The sequence below is a fragment of the Providencia sp. PROV_01 genome (assembly GCF_053098325.1).
On record NZ_JBRFKD010000002.1, the window covers coordinates 3,345,235 to 3,361,715 of the forward strand.

General features: G+C 35.8%; 19 protein-coding genes, 1 tRNA gene and 1 pseudogene. 8 read left to right on the top strand and 13 right to left on the bottom strand.

From position 1 onward, the window contains the following. The first annotated feature begins 211 nt into the window (after nucleotides 1-211). Nucleotides 212-790, top strand: a complete 579-nt coding sequence (locus ACU696_RS16430; protein WP_004909707.1) for an NAD(P)H-dependent oxidoreductase — start codon at nucleotides 212-214, stop codon at nucleotides 788-790. Between the two features lie 60 nt (nucleotides 791-850). On the opposite strand, the gene ACU696_RS16435 is transcribed toward ACU696_RS16430, so the two are convergent. Beyond that, nucleotides 851-1,141 carry a putative quinol monooxygenase gene (locus tag ACU696_RS16435; protein ID WP_004909705.1) on the bottom strand — a complete coding sequence of 97 codons (291 nt, stop codon included), beginning with the start codon at nucleotides 1,139-1,141 and terminating at the stop codon, nucleotides 851-853. Between the two features lie 364 nt (nucleotides 1,142-1,505). On the opposite strand from ACU696_RS16435, the gene ACU696_RS16440 reads away from it, so the two are divergent. After that, nucleotides 1,506-1,949, top strand: coding sequence for a hypothetical protein (locus ACU696_RS16440; RefSeq protein WP_123382100.1), 444 nt, complete (start codon nucleotides 1,506-1,508; stop codon nucleotides 1,947-1,949). Between the two features lie 50 nt (nucleotides 1,950-1,999). On the opposite strand, the gene add is transcribed toward ACU696_RS16440, so the two are convergent. Next, nucleotides 2,000-3,025, bottom strand: coding sequence for an adenosine deaminase (gene add, locus ACU696_RS16445; protein ID WP_209101323.1), 1,026 nt, complete (start codon nucleotides 3,023-3,025; stop codon nucleotides 2,000-2,002). A 133-nt stretch (nucleotides 3,026-3,158) separates the two neighbouring features. Here add and ACU696_RS16450 point away from each other — a divergent pair, with 133 nt between their 5' ends. Then, on the top strand, nucleotides 3,159-3,839 hold the full coding sequence (locus ACU696_RS16450) for a Crp/Fnr family transcriptional regulator (protein WP_162598817.1): 681 nt from the start codon (nucleotides 3,159-3,161) through the stop codon (nucleotides 3,837-3,839). A 53-nt stretch (nucleotides 3,840-3,892) separates the two neighbouring features. Here ACU696_RS16450 and ACU696_RS16455 read toward each other — a convergent pair. From ACU696_RS16455 to ACU696_RS16480, 6 genes and pseudogenes are all read right to left on the bottom strand, one after another. After that, nucleotides 3,893-4,003, bottom strand: a pseudogene (locus ACU696_RS16455) (TOBE domain-containing protein); the annotation flags it as partial. Next, complete coding sequence (locus ACU696_RS16460; RefSeq protein WP_245211113.1) at nucleotides 3,991-4,485, bottom strand: hypothetical protein; 495 nt, start codon at nucleotides 4,483-4,485, stop codon at nucleotides 3,991-3,993. The pseudogene ACU696_RS16455 and the gene ACU696_RS16460, both read right to left, overlap by 13 nt. 246 nt (nucleotides 4,486-4,731) lie before the next feature. Beyond that, entirely contained in the window at nucleotides 4,732-5,625 is an 894-nt protein-coding gene (locus ACU696_RS16465) for a pirin family protein (RefSeq protein ID WP_109911075.1), read from the bottom strand. Nucleotides 5,626-5,652: 27 nt separating this feature from the next. Further along, a complete protein-coding gene (locus ACU696_RS16470; protein WP_164529360.1) occupies nucleotides 5,653-5,928 on the bottom strand; it encodes a GNAT family N-acetyltransferase in 276 nt (91 codons plus the stop codon). 207 nt (nucleotides 5,929-6,135) lie between these two features. Continuing rightward, nucleotides 6,136-6,819, bottom strand: coding sequence for a hypothetical protein (locus ACU696_RS16475; protein WP_226537858.1), 684 nt, complete (start codon nucleotides 6,817-6,819; stop codon nucleotides 6,136-6,138). 412 nt (nucleotides 6,820-7,231) lie between these two features. After that, the gene (locus ACU696_RS16480; RefSeq protein WP_004909680.1) at nucleotides 7,232-8,014 is read right to left on the bottom strand and encodes an SDR family NAD(P)-dependent oxidoreductase; all 783 of its coding nucleotides are present in this window, start codon (nucleotides 8,012-8,014) and stop codon (nucleotides 7,232-7,234) included. Nucleotides 8,015-8,092: 78 nt separating this feature from the next. Between ACU696_RS16480 and ACU696_RS16485 the strand changes: the two genes are divergently transcribed. Beyond that, entirely contained in the window at nucleotides 8,093-8,461 is a 369-nt protein-coding gene (locus ACU696_RS16485) for a MerR family transcriptional regulator (RefSeq protein ID WP_004909678.1), read from the top strand. 347 nt (nucleotides 8,462-8,808) lie between these two features. Here the strand turns inward: ACU696_RS16485 and ACU696_RS16490 are convergent. Next, nucleotides 8,809-8,896: transfer RNA gene (locus ACU696_RS16490), tRNA-Ser, on the bottom strand. A gap of 183 nt (nucleotides 8,897-9,079) precedes the next feature. Here ACU696_RS16490 and ACU696_RS16495 point away from each other — a divergent pair. Further along, nucleotides 9,080-9,409, top strand: a complete 330-nt coding sequence (locus ACU696_RS16495; protein ID WP_004256090.1) for a TusE/DsrC/DsvC family sulfur relay protein — start codon at nucleotides 9,080-9,082, stop codon at nucleotides 9,407-9,409. Nucleotides 9,410-9,416: 7 nt separating this feature from the next. Here the strand turns inward: ACU696_RS16495 and ACU696_RS16500 are convergent, their stop codons facing one another. After that, nucleotides 9,417-9,695, bottom strand: coding sequence for an acylphosphatase (locus tag ACU696_RS16500; protein ID WP_184957450.1), 279 nt, complete (start codon nucleotides 9,693-9,695; stop codon nucleotides 9,417-9,419). A 219-nt stretch (nucleotides 9,696-9,914) separates the two neighbouring features. Between ACU696_RS16500 and hspQ the strand changes: the two genes are divergently transcribed. Further along, the gene (gene hspQ / locus ACU696_RS16505; protein WP_181937016.1) at nucleotides 9,915-10,235 is read left to right on the top strand and encodes a heat shock protein HspQ; all 321 of its coding nucleotides are present in this window, start codon (nucleotides 9,915-9,917) and stop codon (nucleotides 10,233-10,235) included. 84 nt (nucleotides 10,236-10,319) lie between these two features. On the opposite strand, the gene ACU696_RS16510 is transcribed toward hspQ, so the two are convergent. Then, on the bottom strand, nucleotides 10,320-10,733 hold the full coding sequence (locus ACU696_RS16510; protein WP_109911070.1) for a CoA-binding protein: 414 nt from the start codon (nucleotides 10,731-10,733) through the stop codon (nucleotides 10,320-10,322). A gap of 114 nt (nucleotides 10,734-10,847) precedes the next feature. On the opposite strand from ACU696_RS16510, the gene ACU696_RS16515 reads away from it, so the two are divergent. Next, nucleotides 10,848-11,306 carry a methylglyoxal synthase gene (locus tag ACU696_RS16515; RefSeq protein ID WP_109911069.1) on the top strand — a complete coding sequence of 153 codons (459 nt, stop codon included), beginning with the start codon at nucleotides 10,848-10,850 and terminating at the stop codon, nucleotides 11,304-11,306. A 55-nt stretch (nucleotides 11,307-11,361) separates the two neighbouring features. On the opposite strand, the gene helD is transcribed toward ACU696_RS16515, so the two are convergent. Further along, nucleotides 11,362-13,413, bottom strand: coding sequence for a DNA helicase IV (gene helD / locus ACU696_RS16520; protein ID WP_209101269.1), 2,052 nt, complete (start codon nucleotides 13,411-13,413; stop codon nucleotides 11,362-11,364). A 123-nt stretch (nucleotides 13,414-13,536) separates the two neighbouring features. On the opposite strand from helD, the gene yccS reads away from it, so the two are divergent. Continuing rightward, nucleotides 13,537-15,687 carry a YccS family putative transporter gene (gene yccS / locus ACU696_RS16525; RefSeq protein ID WP_004909659.1) on the top strand — a complete coding sequence of 717 codons (2,151 nt, stop codon included), beginning with the start codon at nucleotides 13,537-13,539 and terminating at the stop codon, nucleotides 15,685-15,687. Between the two features lie 103 nt (nucleotides 15,688-15,790). On the opposite strand, the gene ACU696_RS16530 is transcribed toward yccS, so the two are convergent. Next, nucleotides 15,791-16,405 carry a TfoX/Sxy family DNA transformation protein gene (locus tag ACU696_RS16530; protein WP_004909656.1) on the bottom strand — a complete coding sequence of 205 codons (615 nt, stop codon included), beginning with the start codon at nucleotides 16,403-16,405 and terminating at the stop codon, nucleotides 15,791-15,793. Nucleotides 16,406-16,481: the final 76 nt, after the last annotated feature.

Genomic DNA, 16,481 nt, shown 5'->3' on the forward strand with positions numbered 1-16,481 from the left:
GCTAAAAAATCAATAATCTCTATTATTAATAGTTTTAACTATAAAAATAGTCTTTATAGTGATATTTGACTAAACTTCGCCTAATCAAATCATAAATATAGACAAAAAATCCATTAAAGTAACAAACTCTGTTTTATTACTCTACTTTTTATCTTTATTTTAGTTTGTTAGCCTAAATATAACTTAGCAATTAACGAATAAGGCAATACAAATGAAAATTCTTCTTCTCAATGGCGGACAAACATTTGCTCACTCGGCAGGCCAGCTTAATCGTACATTACATGATGTAGCCAAAACCACGCTAAATGAGTTAGGGCACACTATGCAAGAAACCCATATCGAGTCGGGCTACGATATCGATAATGAAGTTAAAAAATTTCTTTGGGCCGATACGATTATTTACCAAATGCCTGGTTGGTGGATGATGATGCCTTGGATGGTAAAAAAATATATGGACGAGGTTTATACCCTCGGTCATGGTCATTTATATACAAGCGATGGTCGTACTCGCCAAGATCCAAGCAAACAATATGGTACTGGAGGCCTACTTCATGGAAGAAAATATATGCTTTCGGTGACTTGGAATGCCCCTCTTGATGCATTTGATGAGTTTGATAATTTTTTTGATGGTCGAGGTGTTGATGGTGTCTATTTTGCCTTTCATAAATCACAACAATTTCTCGGATTGAAAAAATTCCCAACCTTTATGGTAAACGACGTGATCAAAGAACCCAATATTAAAAAATATATCAACGATTACAAAACACATCTCACCGAAATTTTCGGGTAATCAAATTAAAAAGGAATACATTTGTATTCCTTTTTGTTATTTAGCCATTATTAATTAATATTATGCAATTTTGCTTATTAATTTCACATCTAATGAATCAATTTTATCTTCTATCTTCTCAATGAAATCTTTCAAATGTTGTGTTCCATTATGTTTATCTAATGATTTTTGGTCCTTCCAAATCTCAAAGAAAATAAAAATGTTTGGATTAGCATTATCTTGATGTAATTCATACTGAAGACAACCTTCATCCTTATTGCTTGGCTCAACAATTGATTTAGTTGCTGCTTTCACAAAATCAACTTCATTATCTTTTGCAATTACTGTTGCAACAATTCTTATTTCTGACATAAGCTCACCCTGTTATAAATAGATAATTTTAACTCATCTATTTATAGCATAACTCGAAGTTAGAATTTAACTTTTATTATTCTATAAATTAGAAAACACTTTTCTAACTTTAATCATGTTGTTATATTGCAAAAATAGTGTAACTTCAAAATATAATACAATCAATTTTATCGTTTCATTACATCTTATTTTCCCTGACGAGAAAAGGCTGAATTTTAGCACGTCATAAGATGGGAATTTTCAATTTATACTCATTACCATGTTGTGCAACATATTAACAATTCATTCACATTAATGGATTTACTATACAGATAATACTAACCAGCGTAGCATGATGAAATCATCATATATGAATGAGGCCACAATGAAAAATCATATTCAATTGGATATTCAAGACAATGAAGCCATTTTATCTTACCTATCGGATAAAATAATTTTACCTATTGGCATTAAGAATTTTAATGGCTTTACGTTTCAGCATTCCCCTATTACAGCTTATGAAGCTGAAATGGCAATTGAACATATCGAAAACGCAATTATTCCGATAAAAAAACAGCTCCCTACAGGAGAAATATTGCTTTTTAGTCATGATAACAAATTAAATTTACTGATAGAAAGTAGGCATATTAATGGTAATTTTATCACGACATCGCAGATTGAAGACGCTTTTAATGAATTGGTCGATGTGATTAATGGCAGCCCCATTCATTCAACACAATTGCCGACAAATAGCGAATTCAGTGCTTTTTTATTAATCATTAGAGAGATTACTCATCATTGGAGTTTGCATGGTATTACATATAATTAACCACAATAGCGAAGGAGGATAAAGACCTCCTTCTTTTTCTATCAACTCTATTAATTTAGTAGCTCTTTCATTAACAATGCTCTTTTTTCTTCTGCAATAAAACTCGCCAGTAATGCATTTACATTACACTCAGTAAAGTCAGCAATACTCCAACCAAATATATCATGCAATAATTGGTACTCTTTATTTAATGTTACATCCGCAACTGTTCGCGCATCTGTATTTATGCTTAATTTAACGCCCTGCTGTTTCAACTTATTAATAGGGTGGTTTTCGATACTATCAAAGACATTGCACACCAAATTGCAACTTGGGCAAACTTCAAGTAATACATTTAACGCTTTGAGCTTTTCAATCGTATTTGAATTTTCAATACTTCTAACCCCATGTCCTATACGAGAAACTTTTAATTTATCTAATGTTTCAATCACACTTTCATAGCCTAAAGCCTCTCCAGCATGTGCGATAACATTGCCGCCATGCTCTCTGACATAGTTAAATGCAATTTCATGATTGTCTAATGAAAAGCGAGCCTCATCGGCAGCTAAATCTAGTGCTACAACACCACGAGATTGATACTCTACAACTAATTTTGCCGTTTCAAGACTTTGAGAGGCAGTAAAATGCCTCAAAGTACACAAAATCAAGCCAGCTTCTATTTCGTACTTTACAACTGCCGAATTCATCGCATCTAATATTATATCGACAACCTCTCGGCTTGAAAGACCATGTTGAGTATGTAATAAAGGAGCAAACCGAATTTCTGTATAAATTACATTATCCATTTTTAATTGCTCAAACAAATCATCAACCGCTAGCCCAATAGCAGATTTTGTCTGTAATATATTAAGTTGCGGTTCAATGCAACGTAGAAAATCGCCAAGATCTTCGCATCTTTCTGGTGCAATAAAGCCTTGTTTAAACTCATTAAACGTTAGTATTGGAATGGTTTGTTTAACATAAGAAAAACTTAAACATGTATCTAAATGTACGTGTAGTTCAACTTTTGGCATTACGTTAATTGCTGCTTTTATGCTTTTAGTAAATACGCTTGACGGTTTTAAAGGGACTTTCATGTTAATATCCTGCGAGTTATTTTTTAATAAGCTAGCAAGGTTATTACCATTTAAAAAAGGACATATGTCCTTTTTTAAATGAAAAAAACGAGTATGATTTAAGTATAATTTCAAGCGAAAAATGGTTATAACAATGAAAGCAATAAACTCTACAATAAAGCGTGCAGAATTTATTACTCATCATCAACTTGATAAAATCATTTCTGACGAAACTCTCAAAAATACAAAACTTATCCACATAAAGGCCAAAGAATATTTAATATTTCAAGATAGCCAAATCAGTCACCTTTACTTCCTTGTTAACGGGAAACTGCAAATTGAACGTTATGAAACTAACGGTTGCAAAGTCATTTTTTCATTTGAAAATACATTTTCTATAATTGGTGATTTAGAACTTTTTCAAAGCAATCTTGAAAATGACCGTATCTATAATACGATCCAAGCAGTTACAGATGCAGACTTACTTGCGCTACCTTTATCTATGATCCGAAAAAAAGAAATTTACTCACCATTATTTTTGCAATTTATCTGTCAGCACCTTAGTAAAAAGCTTTATAACACATCACAGTTACACTCCAGTGCATCATATTCAGTTGAATATAAATTAAGACGCTATCTTACTTTTGCTGAAAAGCAGAATGGAGAAAGTTTTCAATTAGAAAAGCGTGACTCTTTAGCCGCAATGCTAGGAGTCTCCGTTAGGCAATTAAATCGAACACTATCTAAACTTGTCAGTGATAAATTAATTGAAAAAAAAGGCAAGAAAATTAAGATATTAGATACTAGTCAGCTCTTAATTTCATGTCGGAAATAGAAAAGGCGGCCACTTCATTTACAATGGCCGCTTTTTATAAAATAAGAACACCATTACTTTTTGGTTGCTAAAATAACCGAAGAGGCTTTAACTATGGCAGTTACTTTACTGTTCACTGCTAACCCCATTTCAATTGTACTGTTATTCGTTACTACTGCTGATAATCATTTTTGCTATATTGTTTTTTCGTGTCAGCAAGCAATGAGCCAGCAATAATGCCATCTTTGTTATATTGGTAGATTAATTCACCATTTGAATCTTTTTTAGATATTATTTGACAGTTATCACCTATCACCATTTCGACAGGACCACTAACATCCCTACCAATCAATTTATTTTTAACTCGTTTTACAAAAAGATAGTTATGAGCACCATTTAAATACTCATCTTTCTTTTGATCAAAAGTAAAACTTTCCACACAACCATCATGGCCAATTTTTAACATTGATTCATAATTAATTGATTTATCTTCATTATAAACAACTGATTTTATTTGCTTAACAGCACCTCTAACAGGATTGAAATCATAAAGTTGAGCCAGATTAAACACGACTGGGTTATATTGCTGTTCTTGAAACGCTAATGATACAAAAGAAATAGGGAATAAACTTAAAAAAACGATTCCCAATGGGTATTTTTTACTCATTTCTATCGTCCACCTCTAACAGCTACGGCTTGCTTTGACTTAAAAATAGCCTTTTGTATACATATTATCAGTTTTTCGATAAAAGTCAGGTTATGACCCCATAATATGAGTATAAAAATGAGTCTTAAATTAAATCCAAAGCCATTTTCGGCTAAAGACAAATATAAATATGAAAAAATAATAGAGAATAGCAATGGCTGTGACTCCTTTTTTATAAAATAATAACAAAGGAGTTACTTAAATTGATTATGGCATAATTGGAGCTGGTGTTGGCTCGCGCTCATCGTTAAAAACACGACCAAAACGTGGGTTTCCTTGGTTCCATTCCTCAACTGCGGCATGAATATCGGCTTTAGTTCGACCAATAAAATTCCACCACATTAGTACTGACTCATTTAAAGGCTCACCACCAAGTAATAAAATGTGGCTATCTGAAGCTAGCTCTATAGAAATTTCTGTTATATTTTTGCCTAAATAAACTAATTCATTACTCTTAATTTGCTGTCCTTCAATAGTAGCACTTCCACTTATGGCAAAAATACCGTATTCAAATTCAGGTCGTAAAGTTAAAACTTGTCGGGCTGTTTTCTTCGCAATAATATCAAGCCCGATCAACGGTGAAAATGTCAATGTTGGTGCTTTATAAGTGCCATATTCCCCAACTAATAAATGGAAATGGATCTCGCCTTCAGCCCAACGAGGTAATGTAGGATAATGGTCAAAGCGTGGGGAAATATCTTTAACTGCTTCGGGTAAAGCAATCCACAGTTGCACAGCATGTAACTGGCGGCTCTCTCCATAGGTATCTTCAGAATGACTGATCCCATAACCTGCTGTCATTAAATTAACCTGCCCTGGTCGAATAACCTGTTCATAGCCAAGGCTATCTCGATGCAATACTTCACCTTCAATCATCCAAGTGAATGTTTGTAAAGCAGTATGAGGATGAGGTGATACCTTCATTCCCTCTGAGTCGCCTTTAAAAACCGTCGGGCCCGCGTGGTCAAGAAAACACCAAGCTCCTATTAACCTACGCTCCCTTGTAGGCAAAACTCGTGCAACAGGAAGCCCACCAACATCCTTCGAACGTGCGGTAATCAACTGTAAATCAGGTATTTTATCATTAAATTGAATACTCATACTTACCTCATCAGTAATTAGCAAATGTTATTGGCGGATATCACTGTATTCAGGTGTTCTATCGAATATTGCTTTTGCAAAAGGGCATAATGGAATAATTTTTCGGCCTTCATTTCTCATTCGCTCAACAACCTTAGCAACTAATAACTTTGCAATGCCCTGTCCTTTTAAGCTTTCATCAACCACAGTGTGGTCAATAATCACCAGTTCATCGCCAGTATAAACAAAGGTAATCTCGGCAAGACGAGTTTGCTTGTCATCGGATAAAATAAAAAAGCTATTGTGGTCAGATTGGATATTCATCATAAATAACATACTCTAAGTTAAATCAATTTAACTTAGAGTATGTGACGTATACTAAAAAGACAATATTATACAATTGTCGATGTGATCCAAATATTTTGTAGTTAGCAAGATAACAACACGAGAAAAGATGCCGAGACAGCGCTTAACTAGAGATTAAATTTAGTTTAACGCTGTTTTTCAATTGGTTAATTAATGCGACATACATTAATTGTCAGAAAAATTGCTTATCACTGTATAGGTTAATGAATTTTCTGAGCTATCAATAACTTTTAATTTTACATTTCGATAAGAAATAATGTCGCTGTTTTTAAGATTATACTGAATCGTATCGCCAAATCCTTGGTTCTCAATATTCGAACCTATTTTCTGATAACTAATATCGACAACCTGGTCATTTATCCCATTGAAAATTAAGGCTTGTTCAAATGAATTACCATCAGAATTATTTAATTTTACCTGTTCGATTTGTGCTTTATCGCTACAAACAGCAACATTGACATCCGTTACGATACAAATTTCATTAGGACTAGCCCCTTTTTTAATTAAAAGTGAATTCCAAGGTTGCCCTAAAACCTCAACAACGACCGAACCAGAGTCAATTATTTGGTCTGGCATATAAAAATCGCCTTTATCACTTGAGCCCACTTTTTTGAATACACCCGGAATAATTTTGTATGCCAAATCTATCTGCACAGGGTTTAATACTTTAATTCCGTCTATTTCACTAATATTGCCTTCTCTTACTAAGGGTTGCCCTACTGTAATATGGTTGACCTGACCTATTTTAGGCTCACTGATTTTTTGTGAGTCAGGAACATAATTATACTCAGTCACCGCACATCCTGATAAAGAAGCAATACAAAAAATTGGAACTAATAATTTATTCATCTTGATAAAATCCATGGCATTAAGATATTAAATATTATATTTATAAAACAATTTCAACAAGTTACTATCTTTCTATCCACTGAAATTTTTTGATGAAACTAACCTTGATGATTTACTTATAACCCATGGTATTAATCATTATTTAGTTATGTGGGATGGTAACTCAAAACTGCATGCTATTTACTCTCATGTCTGATTAAGCCAAAAAATACAAATAAAAACGCCATTAGATCAACAAAAAACACCTTATATTATTAACGTTTCGTTAACGTATATTCTGCCTAGCAACCATCATATAAGCATTAGTACAACTGGCTTTATTACCATGATTTTTTCATTTGGTGAGCCCTTTAGTTGATAAAGCCAATTATACATAACCGCCTCGGCTTATGCTTTGGCGGTTTTTTCGTATTTATATTTTTTGATTAAATTTATTGTTATTTGCGTAAGGCATTTTATTATCTAGTAATTTAAAGCTAAAGCTCTCTCTATCTATATATCCAACAACATTGTTTGAGTCATATAGCTGAATGAAGAAATCAGCTAGTTCCTCGCAAGAATGATATGTACCAAAAACTTTATCATAATCATAATATTCTACTCCGTTAGCAATTCGACCAAAATCTGTTTTGGTCGCTGCAGGAGCCAGTAATTTTACTTTAATCTTAGCATCCAAGTTCAATAATTCATGAGCCAACCCCTCAGTAAAAGAGCTAACAAAAAATTTCGAAGCACAATAGGTAACGGCTGTAGGTACGATAGTATATCCTCCCGCAGAACTTACATTGACCAACTGTGAATCATCAATATTCTGATTATCACGCACGAACATTAACGATAGAACTGCGAGTGTATTGATATTCAAATTTAATAAAGTTTGTGCATCTTTTATTGGCTGAGAGAATGCTTCCCCATAATATCCAACACCGGCGTTATTTACCCATACCCGAATATCAAAAGCTTTCAGTTCCTCATAAAGTGACATTGCATCATCTGTAATAGATAAATCACATGATTTTGTTACGACCTCAATGTATTGATTAATCTTACGCAATTCGATTTTCAATTGGTTCAACAAGGAATCTCGCCTTGCCACAGCAATAATATTAAATCCACGCTCAGCTAATTTTATTGAAATTGCACGACCAATACCTGAGCTCGCACCTGTAATAACCGCATAATGTTTATTTCTCATGACATACCCTCTTTGACAAAAGTTTCAAAAGGGTAAAGGATAGAGTTAACTCTAGGTCAAGAAACTTCTAGGTAATACATGAATTATTCAATCAGTCAGTTTGCACAACTAACCGGATTCACCATATACACCCTTAGATACTATGAAAAAGAAGGAATATTGAAATCATCCAGACAAGCAAACAATCATAGGTACTATTCTGAAGATGATATTGAATGGGTTAAGTTTATCACTCGTTTAAAAGAAACTGGCATGCCTTTAAAAAAGATTAAAGAATACGCGGCACTAAGAAATATAGGAACATCAACTTCATTTGAGAGAATGAATTTGCTTACTGAACACTACGCTAATCTTGAAAAGCAAATTTTATCTCTAAATGAACACTTAAGTAACTTAAAGCTTAAAATTCAGCATTATCAAGAACAATTAAAAATGAATACCAATTAACTTACACGGCTAATTCACAAGCACCATATCTTATGGTGAATTATGGTGCTTAATAAATTCCCCTGCTATTTTTTAGCCCATTCCACCAGCTTTTGTTCTTTGGGTTGTTGGTTTGGGTCAATTCCCTCCACCAGTAATCTCTTTGCATCATCACGCTTTCTTCTGGCATCAGCTAGTATAATGATTAGCTTCATTTGGGGGCACTCAAATTATGGAGTATAAATGTACCACCTAAGGGGGGGTAGTTTTTAATAGACGTTAGTAGACATTGGAATAATGTGATTTAGTTGGAATGCTTGATTTACTTGGAATTGGAAGACTTTGGAAGATGTTGCTAGAAGTGAAGATGGCGGAGGAGGAGAGATTCGAACTCTCGGATGGTTTCCCATCGGCGGTTTTCAAGACCGCTGCCTTCAGCCGCTCGGCCACCCCTCCGCAATGACGTGCACTATAAACATCCTCTCATTGGATGTAAACCCCTAATTTGATCATTCGCTTTAAAAATATACGTCTTTCATACTGTTAGATGAAAATATCGACATTCTAACGACTTTACTTGGGTTATATCCCAATTTTTGCTAAATTTACGTTCTAATTTTATTTGAGTTGAATAAGAGTATGTTGGTTTTTAATAATCAAGAAATAGAAACAGATGCGCAAGGTTACCTGCTTGATAGCCAACAATGGAGTGAAGAATTAATCCCTTTACTCGCGCAGCAAGAAGATATTGAAATTACTAATGAACACCTAGAAATTATCCGTTTCGTCAGGAATTTCTACTTGGAATTTAATACCTCACCGGCTATCCGTATGTTGGTTAAAGCCGTTTCTCAACAATTTGGGGAAGAAAAAGGCAATAGCCGCTATTTATACCGGCTATTTCCAAAAGGCCCAGCTAAGCAAGCCACTAAACTTGCTGGCCTGCCAAAACCGGTGAAATGTATTTAATTTCTTGCTAATAGCGGACACTAAAATCCGCTATTGGCTCAGCTTTCCAATTTTCGGTGAAAAAATGGTCTATCTTTGCTCCCGGAGGACCACCCGCTTTCAGCCAGTCATCAACAAACTCAATATCTTGCTCTGAGCCATAAACAGCTAACTTAACGCTGCCGTCATCCCGGTTACACACAAAGCCTTTTATGCCATTCTGATTAGCCCAATGATAGGTTTGGTAACGAAACCCAACCCCTTGAACACGACCATAAATATAAAAATAACGACCTGATGCAGTCATGTGAGCCTCCATTGTCAGAGCATATTGTATTGATACCTTCTTTTAACAGTTGTTTTTTATTCATTGAACAGATAATCTGCTAAATGAGGCACTGCTTTTGATAGTTACGTATAAAGACAGTGTATTGCGTTATTGATAATTGTCCATATCTTAGCTTGAAAACGCGTAGCACTGCCCATATATAGTTTGAAGTATAAGCAAGGCTTTTAGGAGGTCGCTATGATGATCACCAGTAAATATGGAATCGGGCAACAAGTTAGACACAAACTTCTCGGCTACTTAGGCGTTGTTGTAGATGTAGACGCTGAGTATTCGCTCGAACAACCACATGATGATGATATTGCCGCTAACAGCACACTACGCGATCTACCTTGGTATCATGTTGTTATGGAAGATGACAATGGGGATGCTGTTCATACTTATTTGGCCGAAGCTCAAATTACCTATGAAACCGCAGAAGACCATCCAGAACAACCATCAATGGATGAACTAGCGGAATCAATAAGGTCTCAGTTGCAAGCACCTCGCCTTCGCAACTAACCTGCAAATATCGATATTGTTATTTATGAACGCAACCGTAAAGCAGCTAACTAGCTGCTTTACTTTTTAACGCTAAAATGTAGTTTATTTTTCAAGGCCTAATGCAGGGATTTCTTGTTTTGGGCATTTATCCATAACAAACTGTAAACCTGCCTGCAAAGCGATTTTTTGCGCTTCTTCGCTAATCACGCCTTTTTGTAACCACAAAACTTTAGCTTTTACTTCTACCGCTTCCCTGGCTACTCCTATTGCAGCTTCTGCATTACGAAATACATCGACCATATCAATAGGCTCTGGTATATCACTAAGCTTTTCGTATACAAGTTGCCCTAATAAAGTTTGCCCTGCCAATTTTGGGCTCACTGGAATAACGGTATAGCCTTGATGCAAAAGATATTCCATAACTTCATAACTCGGCCTATTTGCTTTATCACTCGCCCCAACTAAAGCGATAGTCCGAACACTCTTTAAAATTTCAGCAATTTCTTGATCTCTCATCAAAATATCTCCCAAAATCTATAAACTATTCATTAGCATTATGATATATGTTGTATATCTTTGCTCATTCAATTTTTAAAGATGTCTATCTCGCATCTTATTTAAGGGAATATCATGGAATCAACTACCCGTAAAATTACAGCCTCAAAAAATATTGCTTTGGTTGCCCATGACCACTGTAAACCCTCATTATTATCTTGGACTAAGAAAAACAATGAACGGCTTCAAACTCACAATTTATATGCAACAGGAACAACCGGTAATTTAATTAACCAGCACACTGGATTGCCAGTTACCAGTATGTTAAGTGGCCCAATGGGGGGAGACCAACAAATAGGTTCAATGATTGCAGAACAAAAAATCGACCTATTGATTTTCTTCTGGGACCCTCTTAATGCAGTACCTCATGACCCAGATGTTAAAGCTTTACTACGCTTAGCCACAGTTTGGAATATTCCTGTCGCAACCAACCCTGCAACTGCTGATTTTTTAATTACTTCCACCTATTTTGATAATGCGATAGACATTGTTATTCCTGATTACCAAAGCTACTTAACTAAACGAACTAACTAATCTATCAATATTAAGCGCCACAGCATTCTGGCGCTTAATATAAAATAAGTTTACCTTAAGGTTTCTTTTGCTTTGGAACGCCCAATTGCTTGAGTTCATCAACAAATTCTGACGGCTTTTCTGGGTGATAAAGCAACCAAACTTGCTGCTTAGCCCGTGTTAATGCGACATATAGCAAACGTCTTTCTTCTGCATGGTCAAAATCTTCTGGCTTAGGCAGTAATGCTTGCTCAATAATTGATTCGCGGGCAGGAGCAGGGAAACCATCCTTTCCACTATTCAAACCACAAATTATCACATGGTCTGCTTGCTGCCCTTTTGAGGCATGAATAGTCATAAACTGAATATTTAATTTTGGCCAACGAGTCTTGGCTTTATCTAATATATTAGGTTTTAAATAATGATAGCGAGCGAGCACTAATATCGTTTCATCATCAAGGACATAACCACTCATTTTATCCAACAAACGTTCCAGTGCATCTTCATACAGAAGAATAACGGATTTTTTATTTCCTTTAGTTAAGCTATTCAATGGCTTATCTAACTGCATAGGGTTTTGTAAAATAAACTGATTAGCAACCTCACCAATACGCTCATTAAAACGATAAGTCGTGTCTAAAGCGCAAAGTTCTCCAATGCCAAAGTTATGTTCAAATGATGTGGTTAAGTCTAATTCTGCACCACTAAACCGGTAGATAGCTTGCCAATCATCTCCAACAGCAAATAACGTCGTTTGCTTATTCTGCTTGCGTAGTACTTGCAATAACTTAGCGCGAAGGGGAGAAATATCTTGAAACTCATCAACTAAAATATGTTTCCATGGGCTAATAAAACGCCCTTTTTCTAGAATATTGATGGCCTGATGAATTAATCCTGAAAAATCAATTGCACCTTCATCTTTCAATGCGCTTTTCCACGCTTTCAATAACGGCGCCATTAAACGAATACGTTTTTGAAAAAGATCTCTTATTTCTTCCGCCGTATTCTCAATCATGTCCTTTTGGCTACCACCATGCATACGCATTAAGCTTAGCCAACGGTCTAACCGAGTAGCGACTTTAGTGCTAATTTTTTCGTCTTTCCAGAATTCACCGTCTGGAATTTCCCATTGTAACTCTTCAGAAAGCCATTCTCGCCACCCTTTTGCTTGCGCTTTCTTTGCTGAACATTGTTCTCGCCATTCATTTAATAATAATGTTTGCCGTTTTTGAGTGTCTGTTTCTAACTCACTAATCACGGGCGATTTTTTGCTACCTTCACGAATAATGAGTAAAGCAAGAGCATGAAAAGTTTTTGCTTCAATATCTTGTTGTAGGCGTGAGTGAATACGTTCGTTCATTTCATCCGCAGCTTTACGACCAAAAGCCAGCAAGAGAATTTGTTCTGGTTTTGCCAAACCTCGCAAGATAAGCCAACCCGCTCTAGCGACTAGGACTGATGTTTTACCACTTCCAGCCCCCGCCAGCACTAATACATTATCCTCACCATTGATCACAGATAAGGACTGAGAATAATTGAGAGGTGATGTTTCTACTTGCTGGAAAAAATCGTGATAACGAACTAAAACAGACTCACACCAATAGTCATTAATTTGTTTTCGACATTCTTGGCTGTTATTTAGCCAATTCAGGCATTCTTGATACTGTGATGCACAATTTTCAAACAATGAAATGCGTGCTAAAGGCATAGGCAATGATGAGAACTTTTGTGATATTTTATCTTTTATTTCAGCCAATTGGTGTAATGTCAACCAATGATCTTGCTGAGTCAATTGTTCAATCGTATTAACTAACTCAGTCAATACATGAGCACTGATTTGACTCATTTCAGTGCTCCATTGCTGCCATTTTTCATTTAAATAATGGTAAAAGCGCTGAGTTTGTTTCCATTCCGTGCCATGTAAACGAACAACCTGTTCATTCACAATTTCAAATTCTAACTCCCCCCAAACAATCCCTCTCTTACAACGAAGATCAATGAGTTCATTAAATGGGATAAGATATTGGTGGTTTTCACCACTGACTTCAATACCTGCGTTGAGTAAGCGAACCCGATTGTAGGGATGCTGAGCCAGACGCTGTCCAATCTGTGTTGATTTCAGTTCCATACGTCCTGCACCTGAGAAAATCAATGACAAAAATACGGTTGGCTTGATTCCAAACGTTTTTTTATTCCTTGCAAACAAGCTATCCTATATAGATTAAGGCTTGTCTTACCTTTGAGGTACTTTGTGTTAACACTGCTTACCAGTTATCGTCGTGTGCTATATAACAGCCATATTTTATATTATATCCGAATATTTATAGCCCTGACAGGCGCAACCTTAGTGCCATGGTTGTTAGGTCAAGAGCCTAAAATCACCATCCCACTCACATTGGGTGTCGTTGCTGCAGCACTAACTGACTTAGATGATAGGCTAACTGGTAGAATAAAAAATTTAATTATTACACTTTTTTGTTTTTTTATTGCATCCGTTTCTATTGAACTCCTTTTTCCCTATCCTTTATTTTTCTTTTTTGGCCTCGCATTTTCTACGTGTGGCTTTATTCTTCTTGGTGCTTTAGGACAGCGATACGCTACCATCGCATTTGGTGCACTATTAATTGCCATTTATACCATGCTCGGCGTACCCATTTTTGATACTTGGTACCAACAACCCGCATTATTACTGACAGGGGCAATTTGGTATAATATTTTAACCTTGATTGGGCATATTTTATTTCCTGTAAGGCCATTGCAAGATGCAATAACCCAATGTTATCAGCAACTTTCAGCTTATTTAGACGCAAAAGCTAACTTATTTGATCCTGATTTAGAAGATGACTACCAACGCTCTGTTTATGATTTAGCATTAGTAAACAGCCACTTGGTTAGCACCATGAACCAAGCAAAAATTGCATTATTGAGTCGATTAAAAGGGGATCGGGGACAAAAAGGTACACGAAATTCGCTACAATATTATTTTGTTGCTCAAGACATTCACGAACGAGCAAGTTCATCCCACATACAATATCAACAGCTTAGCCGCACTTTACGTCACTGTGATATTTTATTTCGTTTCCAACGCCTATTAACCATGCAAGCGAGAGCCTGCCAACAAGTTGCTCAATCTGTTTTATGGCGTAAACAATACCAACATAATCCTCGTTTTGAACGTACCTTCGCTTACATTGAAAAATCGCTACAGCTACTAAAACAGCAATCGCCTGAGCTTCATGAAATTAAAGCCCTGTATAACCTACTTAAAAACTTAAAAGGAATTGATGTTCAACTTAAAGGCCTGAGCCTTGAGCAAAGTGCATGGCAGCAAAATAATAAACAGGTAGAGCAGTTATCTGATGAATCGTTATCAGGTATTAGTGATATTATTTCGCGGGTTAAGCACCATTTAACGCCAAAATCATCTTTATTTCGCCATGCAGTAAGAATGTCAATTCTCCTTTGTACTGGCTATATTATTATCCAACTATTTGATATGGAAAGAGGATATTGGATATTACTCACTAGCTTATTTGTATGCCAACCTAACTACAGCGCCACTAAACGCCGCTTAGCCCTTCGCATAATAGGAACTATTGTTGGTATTCTCATTGGTTTACCTTTGCTGAATTTAATCCCCTCAATGGAAGGGCAACTTACGCTAATCGTTATTTCTGGCTTACTGTTTTTTATGTTTCGCAGTAGCCAATATGCCCAAGCAACATTATTCATCACACTTCTCGTTTTGTTTTGTTTTAACCTATTGGGCGAAGGATTTGATGTTGCACTTCCACGGATCATTGACACATTAATTGGTTGTTTTATTGCATTACTTGCCGTTAGCTTTATTTGGCCAGATTGGAAATTCCGCCAACTCCCCCAAGTCATTCAAAAAACCATGGATAGCAACTGCCGTTATTTAGATGCTATTTTGCAGCAGTACTACCAAGGTAAAGACAACCGCCTTGAGTACCGAGTTGCACGTAGAGACGCACACAATAATGATGCAGAGTTTGCATCGATTGTTTCCAATATGGCTTCTGACCCTAAGTCTTATCGAATCACCCAAGAACAAGCTTTTCGCCTTCTTTGCTTAAACCATACTTTACTCAGTTATATTTCAGCATTAGGTGCACATCGTGAAAAAATGCAAAATGAAAGTAATCTTTCATTACTCAACGATGCTATTTGCTATGTTGAATCATCCTTGCAAATCACAACCATTGACCCACTAGTTATCGATGAAAAATCAGATAAACTTCGCCATAGTCTATTACACCGCATAGATTATATTTCAACCAGTGATGACGAAAAAACGTTGCTTATCATGGAGCAAACTAAGTTATTGCTTGAACTAATACCTGAGATACGGCAAATCATTCGCACTATCAGTGCAACATAAATATACCGATGAGCGGGTATTAAAATTCTAAATACCCACTCATCTTCATATAGCGTATATGTAATATTGATTATATTAATAGTAAAAGTCGTTTTCAGTGAGTTTAGGCTGACGTCAACTCAAAACTATTATACCAAGCAATTAGCTCTTGTTTGATATCCTTAGGCAAAACAGCACTATGACACCCTTCTATTGCAGCTGCTAAGCCAATCAGTAGCTTGATACTGGGGTTATTCCTACCATGTTTTTTTAGCTTCATAAAACAAGCCTTTGCGCCCATCATGCGCAAATCGTCAACATGAGATACGCCAATTTTCCCTAGAGCACGCTCAACTGACATATTCATATTGGGTAAATCTTTTATACGCATGGTCATTGATTGCTTTTGTTTTAATTCCTCGATAGCTGAACGGTAAGCCAACTCAATATATTGGAGAAACAAAACTTCGTCATGCCAAACTTGTTCCGAAAGTTGATAGTACCGCATTTCCAATGGAATACCTTTTTTACTATAAACTAACCGATTAAACCCTAACGCTTCAAAGTGGCTCCTCGCTACTAAACAACCTCGTAAATAAAAACATTCATCAAGTACCAGCCCCACAATTGCATCATCGACTAGTAAACAAAATCCACCAAAATGATTTTTACGTTTTAATGCGCCAAATTGACTTAACAAACCGGATAAATAAAAAATTTTTTCTTCTTCTAACAACATTACCAAACTCCTTTTTGGGTATGCTCAATTTTCATCCTTTAGAAAATTAATTTTATAATTTCTTTTTTTACAGATA

Coding starts and splice junctions, on each gene's coding strand:
- ACU696_RS16430 (WP_004909707.1), top strand. CDS start 212: ATGAAAATTCTTCTTCTCAATGGCGGACAAACATTTGCTCACTCGGCA.
- ACU696_RS16435 (WP_004909705.1), bottom strand. CDS start 1,141: ATGTCAGAAATAAGAATTGTTGCAACAGTAATTGCAAAAGATAATGAA.
- ACU696_RS16440 (WP_123382100.1), top strand. CDS start 1,506: ATGAAAAATCATATTCAATTGGATATTCAAGACAATGAAGCCATTTTA.
- add (WP_209101323.1), bottom strand. CDS start 3,025: ATGAAAGTCCCTTTAAAACCGTCAAGCGTATTTACTAAAAGCATAAAA.
- ACU696_RS16450 (WP_162598817.1), top strand. CDS start 3,159: ATGAAAGCAATAAACTCTACAATAAAGCGTGCAGAATTTATTACTCAT.
- ACU696_RS16460 (WP_245211113.1), bottom strand. CDS start 4,485: ATGAGTAAAAAATACCCATTGGGAATCGTTTTTTTAAGTTTATTCCCT.
- ACU696_RS16465 (WP_109911075.1), bottom strand. CDS start 5,625: ATGAGTATTCAATTTAATGATAAAATACCTGATTTACAGTTGATTACC.
- ACU696_RS16470 (WP_164529360.1), bottom strand. CDS start 5,928: ATGAATATCCAATCTGACCACAATAGCTTTTTTATTTTATCCGATGAC.
- ACU696_RS16475 (WP_226537858.1), bottom strand. CDS start 6,819: ATGAATAAATTATTAGTTCCAATTTTTTGTATTGCTTCTTTATCAGGA.
- ACU696_RS16480 (WP_004909680.1), bottom strand. CDS start 8,014: ATGAGAAATAAACATTATGCGGTTATTACAGGTGCGAGCTCAGGTATT.
- ACU696_RS16485 (WP_004909678.1), top strand. CDS start 8,093: ATGAATTATTCAATCAGTCAGTTTGCACAACTAACCGGATTCACCATA.
- ACU696_RS16495 (WP_004256090.1), top strand. CDS start 9,080: ATGTTGGTTTTTAATAATCAAGAAATAGAAACAGATGCGCAAGGTTAC.
- ACU696_RS16500 (WP_184957450.1), bottom strand. CDS start 9,695: ATGACTGCATCAGGTCGTTATTTTTATATTTATGGTCGTGTTCAAGGG.
- hspQ (WP_181937016.1), top strand. CDS start 9,915: ATGATGATCACCAGTAAATATGGAATCGGGCAACAAGTTAGACACAAA.
- ACU696_RS16510 (WP_109911070.1), bottom strand. CDS start 10,733: ATGAGAGATCAAGAAATTGCTGAAATTTTAAAGAGTGTTCGGACTATC.
- ACU696_RS16515 (WP_109911069.1), top strand. CDS start 10,848: ATGGAATCAACTACCCGTAAAATTACAGCCTCAAAAAATATTGCTTTG.
- helD (WP_209101269.1), bottom strand. CDS start 13,413: ATGGAACTGAAATCAACACAGATTGGACAGCGTCTGGCTCAGCATCCC.
- ACU696_RS16530 (WP_004909656.1), bottom strand. CDS start 16,405: ATGTTGTTAGAAGAAGAAAAAATTTTTTATTTATCCGGTTTGTTAAGT.